Source organism: Mucilaginibacter sp. 3215, assembly GCF_050433785.1.
Taxonomy (GTDB): Bacteria; Bacteroidota; Bacteroidia; order Sphingobacteriales; family Sphingobacteriaceae; genus Mucilaginibacter.
The window spans coordinates 82514-97222 of record NZ_JBNPWO010000005.1 but is presented as its reverse complement, the minus strand read 5'-3'; the positions used below and the strand labels follow the sequence as shown (position 1 = coordinate 97222).

The 14709-nt window shown below is 43.0% G+C and carries 9 protein-coding genes and 1 pseudogene; 6 read left to right on the top strand and 4 right to left on the bottom strand.

Annotated elements, in window-relative coordinates; all coding sequences use genetic code 11:
* Positions 1–21 precede the first annotated feature (21 nt).
* On the top strand, positions 22–2664 hold the full coding sequence (locus tag ABIC84_RS11155) for a zinc-dependent metalloprotease (protein WP_429263612.1): 2643 nt from the start codon (positions 22–24) through the stop codon (positions 2662–2664).
* A gap of 134 nt (positions 2665–2798) precedes the next feature.
* Here the strand turns inward: ABIC84_RS11155 and ABIC84_RS11150 are convergent, their stop codons facing one another.
* Positions 2799–3071: a hypothetical protein gene (locus ABIC84_RS11150; protein ID WP_090532667.1), complete on the bottom strand. Its 273-nt coding sequence runs from the start codon at positions 3069–3071 to the stop codon at positions 2799–2801.
* A 437-nt stretch (positions 3072–3508) separates the two neighbouring features.
* Here ABIC84_RS11150 and ABIC84_RS11145 point away from each other — a divergent pair, with 437 nt between their 5' ends.
* Positions 3509–6463, top strand: coding sequence for an outer membrane beta-barrel protein (locus ABIC84_RS11145; RefSeq protein ID WP_429263611.1), 2955 nt, complete (start codon positions 3509–3511; stop codon positions 6461–6463).
* A 156-nt stretch (positions 6464–6619) separates the two neighbouring features.
* Here the strand turns inward: ABIC84_RS11145 and ABIC84_RS11140 are convergent, their stop codons facing one another.
* From ABIC84_RS11140 to ABIC84_RS11130, 3 genes are all read right to left on the bottom strand, one after another.
* Complete coding sequence (locus ABIC84_RS11140; protein ID WP_429263610.1) at positions 6620–7489, bottom strand: PA14 domain-containing protein; 870 nt, start codon at positions 7487–7489, stop codon at positions 6620–6622.
* Complete coding sequence (locus ABIC84_RS11135; RefSeq protein WP_429263609.1) at positions 7479–8129, bottom strand: alpha/beta hydrolase; 651 nt, start codon at positions 8127–8129, stop codon at positions 7479–7481. Before ABIC84_RS11135 ends, ABIC84_RS11140 begins: the two co-directional genes overlap by 11 nt.
* 211 nt (positions 8130–8340) lie before the next feature.
* The gene (locus tag ABIC84_RS11130) at positions 8341–11040 is read right to left on the bottom strand and encodes an outer membrane beta-barrel protein (protein WP_429263608.1); all 2700 of its coding nucleotides are present in this window, start codon (positions 11038–11040) and stop codon (positions 8341–8343) included.
* Between the two features lie 542 nt (positions 11041–11582).
* Between ABIC84_RS11130 and ABIC84_RS11125 the strand changes: the two genes are divergently transcribed.
* From ABIC84_RS11125 to ABIC84_RS11110, 4 genes and pseudogenes are all read left to right on the top strand, one after another.
* On the top strand, positions 11583–11990 hold the full coding sequence (locus ABIC84_RS11125) for a hypothetical protein (protein WP_176626232.1): 408 nt from the start codon (positions 11583–11585) through the stop codon (positions 11988–11990).
* Positions 11991–12111: 121 nt separating this feature from the next.
* Positions 12112–13650, top strand: a complete 1539-nt coding sequence (locus ABIC84_RS11120; protein WP_429263607.1) for a YifB family Mg chelatase-like AAA ATPase — start codon at positions 12112–12114, stop codon at positions 13648–13650.
* Positions 13651–14204: 554 nt separating this feature from the next.
* Positions 14205–14312 (top strand): annotated as a pseudogene (locus tag ABIC84_RS11115) (ATP-binding protein); the annotation flags it as partial.
* A gap of 13 nt (positions 14313–14325) precedes the next feature.
* Positions 14326–14670, top strand: coding sequence for a hypothetical protein (locus tag ABIC84_RS11110; RefSeq protein WP_426583318.1), 345 nt, complete (start codon positions 14326–14328; stop codon positions 14668–14670).
* The last annotated feature ends 39 nt before the right edge of the window (positions 14671–14709 follow it).

Here is a 14709-nt window from a genome sequence, read left to right as displayed (position 1 = left end):
GGTTTAAACTATTTTTAATAAATGAAAAAACATCCGTTGCCGGGTATTTATTTACGCGGCTCAGTATTGGCACTTGCGGTTTTGGCGGGCTCTTGCGCTGCCAGGAAGCAAGCTGCAAACCAAAGCCTTACCCTAAAAACCACTACCACACCCGGCGGAACCGTTGCGACAGCAACAACCGGAACCCCCAAAAAAGAAGGTATTAAAAAGTTTAGCGACCTTATCCCCGCTAAAACAAAGGCTGATAGCGGCCTTTTTAATACTTACAAAGTTGATGGCAAATATTACTACGAAATACCCGATTCATTAATTAACCGCGAGATGCTTGTGGTTACCCGTTTTGTAAAAACACCGGGCGGCCTCAAAACATTTGGCCAGCAATATGGCGGCGAAGAAATTAACAACCAGGTTTGGAAATGGGAAAAGCACGATAAGCAGGTATTTATTAGGGTGCCCAGCTATTCGTTGCGTGCCGATAGCACCAGCGATATGTACCAATCGGTTAAAAACTCAAACCTTGATGCTATACTGGCCTCCTTTGAGGTAAAAGCCTTTAATAAAGATACTACCGGGATTTTAATTGATGTTACCGATTTTTACAATGGCGATATTGCCGCTATTGGTTTGTCTGATGATATCAAAAAGGCTTATAAAACCATGGGGGTTGATAACTCACGTTCCTATATCGACACTATTAAAAGCTTCCCGATAAATATTGAGGCGCGCACACTAAAAACCTACCGGGCCGGCGAGTCGCCAACTGATAACAGTAATGCAGCCATTACATTTGAGTTGAACACCTCCATGCTTTTACTGCCCAAAGTCCCGATGAAAGCCCGGATCATGGACCCGCGCGTGGGCTTTTTTGGCCAGCGCCAAACAGATTATGGCACCAATGCGCAAAAAGCCCTGGTTACCGCCTATATTCACCGCTGGAAATTAGAGCCTAAAGACCCAATTGCTTATGCAAAAGGCGAACTGGTTGAACCTAAAAAGCAAATTGTGTTTTATATTGACCCGGCTACACCTAAAAAGTGGGTGCCATATTTAATTCAGGGCGTAAACGACTGGCAAAAAGCGTTTGAAGCTGCCGGTTTTAAAAATGCCATAACCGCTAAAGAAGCTCCAACAGCAAAACAGGACCCACAGTTTAGCACCGAAGATGCCCGCTACAGCGTGATCAGGTATTTTGCATCGGATGTAGAAAACGCCTATGGCCCCCACGTGGCCGATCCGCGCAGCGGCGAGATCCTGGAAAGCCATGTTGGCTGGTACCATAATGTGATGCAGCTATTGCGCGATTGGTACCTGATCCAAACAGCAGCGGTAAACCCCAAAGCCCGCCACGCACAGTTTGCTGACGATCAAATGGGCGAACTGATCCGTTTTGTATCATCGCATGAAGTTGGGCATACTTTAGGATTGCCACACAACTTTGGCTCAAGCTACGCTTACCCTGTTGATTCACTACGCTCAAAAACCTTCACCGATAAACATGGTACAGCACCTTCCATTATGGATTATGCCCGCTTTAACTACATAGCCCAACCCGGCGATGGCGTTACGCACCTGTACCCGCAAATTGGCGAGTACGATAACTGGGCAATAAAATGGGGTTATACCTGGTTCCCCGGCAATAAAACGCCGGAGCAGGAAAAGGAAACATTAGCCGTGTGGACCAACAAGAATGCCGGTAACCCGATTTATTATTTCGGTCGCCAGGGCACCACTATCGATCCGCGCCTGCAAAATGAAGATTTGGGTGATAATGCCATGAAGGCCAGCGCCTATGGTATTGCCAACCTGAAACGGATTTTGCCAAACCTCGAAAAATGGTCGTACAAAAAAGATGAGGACTATGCCGACCTTAATGAATTATATAATGAAGTTTTAGGTCAGTATTACCGTTACATGGGGCATGTTACCACCAACATTGGCGGCATGAACGAAAACTTTAAAACATATGATCAAAAAGGTGCGGTTTATGATTTTGTGAACAAAGAACGCCAGCGCGAAGCCGCTTTGTTTTTAAACCAGCAATTATACACAACCCCGTTATGGCTGATTAACAAAGCCGAATTGGCCAAGTTTGATAACGGTGTTATGATAAACCGTATTAAAGCCATGCAGGTTTCATTGCTGGGCAATGAGCTAAACCCTTCAAGGCTGGCGCGGATGTATGACAATGAGGCCAAAAACGGCGCTAATGCCTATACCGTTGCGCAGTTATTAACCGATTTACATACAGGCATATTCGGCACAACCAAACCCGACGGCTACCAGCGCAACCTGCAAAGGGGGTATATCGAAAACCTGAAAAACCTGTTAAATACAGATGCAAGCTTTGCATTCCCGGGTATATCAAGCGCGCAGCTGGCAAGCTGGGGCTTTACACCGATCAACATCGCTTTGTCTGATATCAGGCCTATGGTACGCGCCGAATTAAAGAAAATTGATACCGGCCTGCCAAAAGGCGGCGATGCAATAACAGCAGCTCATTATGCCGACCTTCACCTCAGGATAAAGGAAGCCCTTAATCCGACAAGGCCGGTTGTAAATATTGCAGGGGGAATGGTTAGGGGTATAAACACCACCAACCAGAATATACTGAATGAAAAAACAGGAAGTATGAACTGCTGGCCACGTACCAATGTTGAAAACTAATCTGGCACACCCCTTAAAAATCCTTCTTAAAATCCTGCCCTATTTGTAGGGTTGGGATTTTTATTTGATGGATTTGTTTTAACAAAATGCTGATGACTTAAAACAATTATGCGGCGGTGTAAAAAGCCCTTTGCCTATTTAAGCTGGCTTATATTTTCAAAAAAAGCAATCTGCAAATCAAGCAGCGACTTAACGTTTATTTTTTCGCCGTAAGCATCAAAGCATAAAAATTTTGTTAACTCGGGCCTGTTTTTCTTCGATTTTTCGAAAAAATTAAAGGTTTCAAAAAAATAATGATTGGTTGTAACCTGACTTTTGCTGTTTGTTTGTGATGTATTCAGCCTAAAACCGATCGTATCAATCCATTTGTGCACTTTTGAATGCAGCGAGTTTCTAATATTGTTCATAGGTTAATGTTTGGTTTAAGTATAACGAAATTTCATGCCACAATGTTACTATCATATAAATTCATTTTAAACAATAGTTTATTTCTTGTGTGGATTATTAACGCATCAATAGCATTATTTGGTATTTGCTGCAACAAATATTGAAACTAATTATTCACATATTCGTAATAAACCTTAAGACCTCCAAACGGAACTCACTTAGCACAACCCGCCGCTTATAATTGATTGACTGATCTTTATAACAACCACAAGGCCGGAGACCCCGGCCTTTTTTGCGTAATAATTTGTAACAATAATATGATTGATAAGCAATTACAGGCCTAATGTGTAACAATAATATATTGATAGGGCTTTTAGCAGATTTTAAGTTGAACATTTGCAGTTCAATTGCGTCTATATACACAAAAAAACAATAATTGCACGCTGAAAAAACGTTTATGAAACCCCTATTTCTTATTTTAAGTTTTACCCTTTTATTTGCCTTTGGTTCCTACGCTCAAACAGGGCGGGAGGTAAAGGGAACTGTCGTTGATTCCACTAAGCTTTCCTTACCCGGAAGTAGTGTTAAACTGGTTTCAAATGCCGGGGATAGCACCATAGCCATTGCCGATGCTGCAGGTAAATTTTCGTTCCCGGTAGTAAAGGGCAACAAACTAACCCTTACCATTTCATCAATCGGTTTCACCGCAATTAAAAAACATTACTCGCTTGATGCCGGGACCCAACCGGTTGATCTTGGCGCTATTGTTTTAAAAACCGAAACCAATATGCTTAGCCAGGTTACCATTGTAGGTGTTAACCCGGTGATATTAAAAGAGGATACTACCGAATATAAAGTAAGCGCATATCCTGTACGCGAAAATGCCCCCGTTGAAGACGTGTTAAAGAAACTGCCCGGCGTTGATGTGGATAAAGACGGCAACGTAACCGCACAGGGCAAATCGGTGACCAAAGTAAGGGTTAACGGAAAGGATTTTTTTGGCGGAGATGTTAAAACAGCAACCAAGAACCTGCCTGCCGATGTGGTTGAAAGTATCCAGGTAATTGATGACTACGGCGACCAGGCCAATCTTACCGGCATCAAAACCGGCGAACCGGATAAGATCCTGAACATCACCATCCGTAAGGATAAAAACCATGGCTATTTTGGACAAGCCACAGCAGGCGACGGCGAGGATTTTTTACCTAAAGCCCCGGGCATAACCAATGCCAATCGTTATATAGGCGATCTGAAATTTTTTAACTTCAACAACGAACAGCAGATAGCCGTATTGGGTACCATTAACAATACCAACGTAAATACATTTACCTATGGCAGCGCCACTGGTGGCGGCGGAGGTGGTTTCGGGGGAGGCGGTGGCGGCAGGGGTAATGCATTGCGTGGTTCAAGCAGCTCCACAACCAGCGCAAACGGTATCACCAACGCGCATGCCATCGGTGCCAACTTCCGCGACCAGTGGGGTAAAACACTTTCTGTGTATGGCAGCTATAGCTATACTGATAATACTACCAACACCATTAGCTCATCTATCCAAACCAACAACGTTCAGTCGCCCAGTATAAGTACACAAAAAAGCGATCAAACAGATAATCCTATTAACCATCGCTTTAATTTTAACCTCGAGTGGAAACCCGATACCATTAATTACCTAAAAGTTGTACCAAACTTCACCTACTCGAGCACTAATACTGATGCTAACGAATCCTTATCAACAACTATTGATGGAATAGCACATCCATCATATACTTCATTGTCGCACACTGATGGCACAACACCAAGCTATGGCATTAACGCCTTGTATAACCACCGCTTCAACGGGCATGGCCGCAACTTAAGCATTAACATCAGCGCTAATACATCAAAAACATCGCAGTTCGATAATCCGACTTATGATTATGCCGATGGAGCACCCCGCCAGGCGCCTGCCAATCAGCAAACCTATACCGATAGCCGCGTAACCAGCTTTGGTACAAACATTTCGTATCTGGAGCCAATAAGTAAAAGGGGGTATTTGGAGCTTAATTATGCATTTAACCGCTCAAACACCACCAGCGACAGGGAAACCGATACGCTGAGTACCGCCAATACTTACGACCATTACGACAGGTTGAGCAATAACTATAAATACAACTTTACCACCAACCGCGTTGGCCTGAACTACCGTTTTATCGAAAAGAAATACAACGTTACTTTAGGCATTGGCGTACAACCGGCCGCATTAAACGGCCTCAATCTTAAAAACGATTCGGCTACGCACGTAACCACGTTTAACGTGATCCCAACCGCTCGTTTCAGCTATAATTTTTCGAGGGGAAAAGCTTTAAACTTCCTGTATAACGGATCAAGCAACCAGCCTACATTTAACCAGCTGCAACCTGTTATTGACTTCACAAATGCGCTTTACCCGGTGCAGGGTAACCCTAACCTGAAGCCGGAACTTGCCAATAATTTTTCTTTGAGATATAACAATTTCAGTTTCCAAACCGGCAATATTTTCTTTACCAATTTCAACTTTACCGCAACGCAAAATAAAATAGTACAAAACACTATTTCTTATCCCCGCAAATTTAGTAAGGCGGTGTTAGCAGCAGATCCATCGCTAAAAAGCTTTGAGGGCACCAATCTTACCAACTATTTAAATGCGGATGGTTACTATTCGGGCACTGCCAATGTGGTATACGCCAAACCATGGGCCCAACGTAAATTTACCCTGCAATTTAATAGCGCTTTAACTTACACCAATGGTGTGGCATTCTCAAATAGCATCGATAGCAATAACGTTGCCGCATCAGCCGCTCCATTAAAAAATATAGCCAAAAATCTCAACTTTACCCCGGGTTTAAAATTCAGGGTAAATATTGTTGATGTTATTGATGCGGAGGCAAGCAGCAGCTATGGCATCAATAAAACAACCAACTCTATCCATAGTACGCTTATTGATGGCAGCTCAAACTTCCGCACGTTAAATTTAGGGCTGGCCGGCAAAAATTATTTCTGGAAAGACTGGACCCTGAGCTATGACTTTACCCGTACTGTAAATTATGGTTATGATCCAAGTCTTGGTATTAAAAACCCTAACATTCTGAATACTTACGTTGAACGCCGCTTTTTGAAAGATCACCGCGCAACTATCCGCTTAGCAGCATATGATCTTTTCAACCAAAACACAGGTTATACATCGGTTGTAAATGGCAATATAACTACGCAATCTACCGTAAACAGGCTTGGGCGTTACTACTTGCTAACATTCACACTTCGTTTACAAAAGTTTGCAGGCAAGGCCCCGGATCAGCAACCCGGCCAGCGCAGGTTTAATCGCGATGGCGGTGGACCTGGTGGACCGGGCGGTGGTCCAGGAGGAGGTGGCCCGGGCGGTCCGGGTTCTTTCTAAGGGATAATATTTTTTTAGAGACGCATAATTGCGTCTTCCGCAGGACAAGCGATTTTCAAAAGCGTCTTAGCTACCGTAAATTGCAGGCGGGAGACGCAATTATGCGTCTCTACATTCAAAAACTGTTGTTTTTAAATAGCCTCTACGGTAAGTAACCTATCTGGGCCCATACTGCAATGCGTAGGGAATTGGCGAGATCTTCTTTTTAGCGATATTATCGGGGGTTACGTACACAAAATCAAGCTTACGGCCACCTTCTTTTTGAAAGTATTCTATCCGAAGGGGATAAAATCCCTTTTTTAGAGGAGCAATGTATGACCGTTGTATATCGGCATCGTGCAAACCATCAAGGTCAATGATCAGCTTGTCATTCAGGTATACTTTGCAGCCATCATCTGATCCCAATCCAAAAATATAATAACCGTCCTGTTTAGCTTCAAATTGCCCAACCATCACTACGCCGAAATTGTTTTGCCGGGGAAGTTTATTGATATCAAAAGTACTGTCGGCTGTACCTTCTTTAACCGGTTTTAACGCCTTAAAGTCGGGCAGTTTATCCCACTGGCCTTCATAATAGGCGTAATGAAAACCGCCGGGCTTGTAGTTGTTCCTGAGTGGTTTTGCGGGCAGGTAAGTGCCCTCCCTAAAATCACCGCTGGTGCTCTTGTCAAATTTAGGACGGCTGGCAATCTGCCTCAAGGTAACTTTTGCAGGGCCGAATAGTTCTATTTCGGGTTTTGCAAACGGCGATGTAACCAATGGCTGCGAGCCATCGAATGTATAATGCACTTTTGTGGTATCATTAAAATACCAGATTTTTATGGGCTTATTCTTTAGCACAATGCCGCCGGAGGGGTGAAACTCCAGTGGCTTACCGCCATAGTCGTTATAAGCAAACCTTAAACCATCATACATATTTTTCAACCTCACGGTCCCGTGCGACTCCTTTGGATACGCTTTAACCACCCACTCAAAACCCGTCGGGGCATCTTTTTTCAGCAGGCTGTCCATGGCATTAATCTTCATTTCCTTCATGCCCTTCCCGGCCGCCTATGTAAAGCGCTTTCTCCTTACCTGCAAGCGAAGGCAACTTCTCTTTAACCTGCTTAAGCATCACACCATTATCCCACCAATAACTTGGGTCGCCGGCAATATAATTGCTGAAAAGCTGCGGTTCGTTCAGTAAAGCATAAGTAACAAACACACCGCCGAAAGAGTGGCCGAAAAGGGTATTATCACCATCAGAGGGGTAGCTTTTATCGATATAAGGGATCAGCTCCTCTTTAAAAAACTTTAGAAATTTGTCCGCCCCGCCTGATGTTTTATTTCCGTTATTATGGGTTGGCAAAAAATCTCTATCACGGTCAACATTTAATAACCCGACAATTATCATTGGCGGCATGGTGTGCTCATCAAAAATAAAATGCTGGATATCGCGCCCTAATTTTATATTCCAATCGTCAATGATGTACAATACATCATATTTAGTTGCCGAACCGGCTTTATAACCATCGGGCAATATTACCTGGATAACGCGTTTCTCATTTAATATGACCGAATTGATGGAATCGCGTTTACCGGGCAGGTCCTGCGCCGCAGCCCGTCCTGACAAGCTAACTATTACTGCAATAGTAATGGATAGAAAAAGGAAGGTCCTGGTCTTCATAATGGGAGAGGGTTTGATTACAGGTAAGACTATGCCTTGATAAAGATAGTTACAACAAGCAGGCAAAAAACAGCGGTTGGCTCTTTTTACATAGCTAAAAGCAGAACGCACAAAGCCTAAAGCTTAATTCACTGATTATTAGGATTATTTAATTACTTGAATTATTAGACGCTAAATAGCTTAATACAGCATCTTTATTTTTTTCCGACATTTATTTAGTGCTTAACTTATTAAACTTAACACTATAGGTAACCAAAAAATAGCGTTTCAAGGTATTGTTTTGCACATCGCTTACCGAGTTGGTATTGATGTAACGATAAACACTTACATTTTGATTAAAAATATCATAAACAGAAAGCTTGAGTTCGCCGCGATCTTTCTTAAGCATTTGCAAAGCAAGGGACGAGCTCACTACATTCACTCCCTTTTTAAAGCCGGCCGCCACCTGGCTATTGTAATTAAAATCCTGTTTTGTTTCCCAGATTATTTTTTTAGGGAACCTTACCATAAGGCTATTGCTTATGTTATAAGTACCGGTCCGTATATTTCTGAAATCATCATATTGATATTTGGAATTCGACCGGTTAAAGCCAACACCCGTATTCAAGTCAACCACATCTTTCCAATTAATACCAATGTATTCATGCAACCCGTATGAAACGGTATTTTGCCAGCCTTCCACATTATTCAACAGGTTAAGGTTCTGATTATAGTTACCGTAAAAGCTGGCTGAGGTGTTAAACTGCCAGTCATTCATTTTTTTGAACCGCTTAGAGACTCCTACCGAAAAGTTATAATTTGGCCGGCCATCGCGATTAACGGTTGTACTATTCTGCGCTCCATCCGAGCGGATGGTTCGCTGTGCCACTGTCATGTTTTTTTGTAAATAAACACCTCCGTTAGCATAGATCCCCATCTGGCTGCGGTCCCAATAATTAAAAAAGTTAAAGTTATAATTGTTACTTATACCCGGCACAAGGTTAGGATTACCCGTATAGCTATACAAGGGGCTGTAAACTATAGTGATAGGCTGCAGGCTTGATATACCCGGCTGATTAACACGTCGCTCATAGCTAAGAAACACGCCATACGCTTCCATACGTACGGTTGGAAGCAGAAAAAAATAATTCTGAACAAGCCGGCTTGTTACAAAGTTATTATTGATCTGTTGCCATTGGGTATTAAGCCCTGCTATGATTTTTACTTTTTTATTAAACTGATACGTTATGCCCGGCTTGATGTTTTCTGTCCACTGATCGCGCTTCAAATCAGAGCTTTGATTGTTGAGCAGCGAATCAAGGTCGCCGGTTTTACGGTCGTAGGTAAAAACCTGGTCGCTGGTTTTGTTGTAAATACCCGATGTTGTTACGTCAACAATCAGGCTTTGCGTTACCGGGTACCTGTAACTGAAATCAAGGTTGCCCGACGCATTTTTTGATGTGCGTACAGACAAGCGGTGCAAACTGTCGGATAATTCTGGACGCTGGTAATTAACCACATCATTAGTGTTGAAATCGCTATTGTGGTTAGGGTTGATGCTTAGGTTATGCGATATCGTGAACGACTCTTTGCTTTTACTTTTCGAGCGTTTATGAAAATAAAAGTTCTGGTTAAACTGTGTTGAATGCCCATTGCCCAATGAATTGGATACTGATTGGTTCACCGGTATATCAAAATTGTTTGATGTGTTACCACTTGATGCTGAGGTGTTACTGGTTGAATTATAATTTAATGATGGATTATAACGGAGGTTTCGGATAGTATCCGGCTTCCACTCAACAAGGCCGCTTACCGTGTGGGTATAACTATCAGTATACCTGCTGTTTGACGAGCGGGTAAGCAATGTGGTGTCTTTCAAAAACTGCTGCTGAAAATAAGCTGATTCATTCACGTTATTGCGCTGGGTATAAAAATACTGCAGGTTAAATTTTAGCCTTTCGCCATAGTTTTGATTAACGTTAAATCCTCCGGAGGTGATCTTTTCAATACCGCCGCCCCTGTTTTGGCCACCGTTAAAAGAGGTATTACCCCCGCTACGGTCAAAACCGCCTTCTGAATTAAGCTCCTCGCGCGAAAAACCGGTATGATTAAGGTTATTGCTTAAACCGATCATGCTTACCTGCAGCGTATCACGAAACATATTGAACAAACCTCCGGCCTCGTACCTGTCGCGCGAGCCCCCTCCGCCGAATACCCTACCGAAAATGCTTTTTTTAATAGCCTTTTTAAGTTTGATATTGATGATCTTTTGTACCTGGGTTTCGCTCACCAGGTGGTCGGGGTCGTTTTCATGATCATCATAAACCTGCACCTGCGCAACAATCGCCGCATCGAGGTTTTTGGTAGCTATTTTGGGATCGGAGCCAAAAAACTGCTTACCATCTATTAATAATTTACTTACCTGCTTGCCGTTAACGGTAATGGTGCCATCGCCATCAACCTGTACCCCCGGAAGCTTTTTTAGCAATTCTTCAATAGCTGCATTTGGCCGGGTTTTAAAGGCTGCCGCATCAAACTCAATAGTGTCCTTTTTAATTTTGATAGGAACCCGCTCGGCACGTACAATAACTTCGTCAAGCATTTTACTGCTGAGGGCGATATTCCCCAAATCAATTACTTCGCCTTTTTTAAAGTCGAAGCGGCGGATATAACTTTTGTAACCAGCATACGAAATAACCAGGCGCACCTGTTTATCGGGCGGGAGACGCTGTAATTCAAATTCGCCCGTTTTTTTGCTGAGGGTATAAGCGATGAGTGAGGTATCTTTCAGATCAACAGCGGCAACTGTACTCAACTCGAGCGGTTGCCGGCTTATCGAATCAATTACTTTGCCTTTAATATTTACGCGGTTTTGGGCAAAGGAGGTGAAAGACAGACATAACAGAATTAATGAAAGAAAAATTGTTTTCATCAAGGTTTAGGTGCAGACAGGTAAGGTTAAATAAATTGTGTTATAGGTGATGTAGGGCCGTGGCAATTAGGAAACTTAAATCATGAGGTAGCTATAGGGTTTAGATGTTAGCGCGTTGGTTAATTTTTTGTTGATAACTGCGTGTTTGACAAATATCAACCTTAATGTTTAAAGCATAAAAGGGTCCCTCTGCTTAACCACTACACCCATAACCCCGCACGGCAGCATTATATGCTATAAATGTGCTCTAATAACATGGAATCAGCATTAATATTGCCTGATATGCTCCAAAAAAGGGGGGAATATTGGGTATTGTAACATTGATTTTACCAAAGCGCCCTTTGTCCCGGGCTATGGAGAATAAAATTATTTCTTTCTTCCCAATGTTTTTTTGCGATATAAACATCAAACCAAATAGATGAATATAAATGCGATAAAAATCAAGCACGGCCGCAATAAAATTTTGTCAATTCCGTTTTTAAACTAATATTGTGTAAGTAATATTATTTTGTACCGAATTAATTACCTAAAACCATAACATTATGAAAGCAGCAGAAACGTACAAGTCCATTTATGTAACGTTTTACAGGTGGAACGTTAAAAATTTTGGTCACGGCGGATTGCCAAAAGCCAACGCCCTTTTTGGAGCAAGCTTTTTGATGATCATTTTGCTGGCCATTTTAGTAAGTGTTGCACAGTTATTTTTAACCGCCGGCTGGTTTCAGTTAAGCCCGGTATCCGGCTTAATGATATTACTGGGCGCCACAGGCGCGTTTGTGCTTAATTATTTTGTATTGCTGAACAGCCGCTACTTTAAAAAGGTTAATGCCGCTTTTGCACGCATCAGCAAACACAATCCCAATACGTGGTCAATAATGCTGATGGTTTGTGTGATTGTTTCCTGCACTATGCTCCTGGTTGTTTGCCAGGCCGGAACATTTTTAAGATGAGATTAAACAATGTGATTATAAGAAGGCCCGCCGGTACCGGCGGGTTTTTTGTTTTATATAGTCCCGCTTTATCACTTCATCAAAATTCTATATCTTTCGCTTCAATTAAACTTTTATCACAGTGTTGGTTAAAACTATTGGAAGCGCGGTTTATGGGATACAAGCTATTACCATAACAGTTGAGGTGAATATTGCATCGGGCACAAAATATTTCATTGTGGGCCTGCCCGATGTGGCTGTAAAAGAAAGTTATTTCAGGATAGAGTCGGCGCTAAAAAACTGCGGTTTCAGGATGCCCCGCCAGCAGGTAGTGGTTAATATGGCCCCGGCCGATATTAAAAAGGAAGGCTCATCCTATGATCTTACTATCGCCACAGGCGTATTGGCCGCTTCCGGGCAGATAGAACCCGAAACACTTGATAAATTTATAATCATGGGCGAGCTTTCGCTTGACGGAAGCCTTCAGCCTATAAAAGGCGCTTTGCCTATCGCCATACAAGCCCGCAAGGATGGATTTAAAGGCTTTATCCTCCCTAAACAAAATGCCCGCGAAGCAGCTATTGTAAACGATCTGGAAGTTTACGGGGTTGAAAGCATTAAAGACGTCGTTGGCTTTTTTAACGGCACTTCCGAGCTTAAGCCCGAAATAGTAAACACCCGCGAAGAATTTTACGACAGCCTCTGCAATTACGACAGCGATTTCAGCGAAGTAAAAGGCCAGGAAAATATTAAGCGCGCCTTAGAGATTGCCGCGGCCGGCGGCCATAATGTGATCCTGATCGGTCCGCCCGGAGCGGGTAAAACCATGCTGGCCCGGAGGCTGCCCTCTATTTTGCCGCCCCTCAGCTTATATGAATCGTTAGAAACCACCAAGATCCATTCGGTGGCAGGTAAGCTTGCCGCTGCCGATGCACTGGTAACCATTCGCCCGTTCAGGAGCCCTCACCATACCATTAGCGATGTTGCTTTGGTAGGAGGGGGAAGCAACCCAGCCCCCGGCGAAATTTCTTTGGCCCATAACGGCGTTTTATTTTTAGATGAATTGCCGGAGTTTAAACGCAGCGCTTTGGAAGTAATGCGCCAGCCCTTGGAAGAGCGCCGGGTAACCATATCACGCGCCAAGTTTACTGTTGATTACCCAAGCAGCTTTATGCTGGTAGCGAGCATGAACCCATGTCCATGCGGTTACTATAACCATCCCGAAAAAGAATGTATCTGCCCGCCGGGTATGGTGCAAAAATACCTGAGCAAAATTTCCGGCCCGCTACTGGACAGGATAGACCTGCATGTGGAAGTAACTCCCGTTAACTTCAGCGAACTATCATCCGACCGCGCTGCCGAAAAAAGTGAGCTCATCCGCGAACGGGTGATCAGGGCAAGGGAAATCCAGGTAGAGCGTTTCGGTAACCGGCAGGACCTCCACGCCAATGCACAAATGAGCCCTCAAATGGTACGCGACCTGTGCAAGATCAACGCAGCCGGCCAAACCCTGCTCAAAAAAGCGATGGAAAAACTCGGCCTCTCGGCACGGGCGTACGACCGCATACTGAAAGTATCCCGCACTATTGCCGATCTTTCCGGAAGCGAGGAAATTAAACTGGAACATTTAGCCGAGGCTATTCATTTCAGGAGTTTGGATAGAGAGGGTTGGGCTGGGTAAGGTACAACGAGACAGCGTCTCCGGAAAGAGTAATCCGAACCGGAAACTTCGGACAGCAAGGGTAGCGTTTTTTGGTTTTATTCTTGTTCGGAGAATAAGTACAAGTATAAAGGCAAAAATAAATGATTAGCAACAAATCCATTTCAAGTGTAACAAATAAGAACGATAATCGCATGGCTTATTGGATATCCGTTTCCTGCGTGATCATTATCGGATTTTTTTGTCGAGATTTTATTGAATTGATTTGGGGTCTATTGGGATTTGTAATACTTTTTACAGCAATCTCATACATTTCAAAGACTATAATTTTAACTGAAAATTCTATAATTATTCAGAGCATTTTCGGGAAAGACATTACAAAAGATGTAAATCAATGCATGCATTTAACAACCTCTTGGCTCCTGATAAACAGAATGAAATTGGAGTTTATTGATGGTAGCCGGTATTTATTTAACGGAAACTCCTCTGACAAAGTTGTGAAAGAACTAACCAGAATTATTGCTCAACGCACTCCGGCACAAGTATGAAAATCTGGCGATTTGTACCTTTACCATATATCCCGCACTATCGCTGATCTTTCAGTGAGTGAGGAGAATAAACCGGAGCATTTAACTGAGGCTATTCATTTCAGGAGTTTGGATAGAGAGGGTTGGGCTGGGTAAAGATGAGATACTTATGGGGACTTTTAATATTTTAAAAAAAGAAATAAAATGTGGAAACTGCGATCAGGTACGCCCGGTTGTTATTCAATTTCGTTTTGGCGATACCTGGCAACTCGTATATCAGCTGGGTGAAAAACTGATTTGGGGAGGTAATGATATCGGCAAAGCTAATTTGAATGTTGTTAATGTTTATGGGTATAGTGGAGATAACCTCTGCCCTCATTGCAATAAGTTTTTTGAAGAAGAAGAGTTTGATATAAGAATAGAACGCGACTTTATAACGGCTGTATCTGCAATGAAAAACTATAAAAAATATCGGGAGAACGAAGATGATGAGTATTACGAAGTGAATGATTAGATCAGCCCCCGCCCCACTGGCGCAAGTATGAAGGGATGG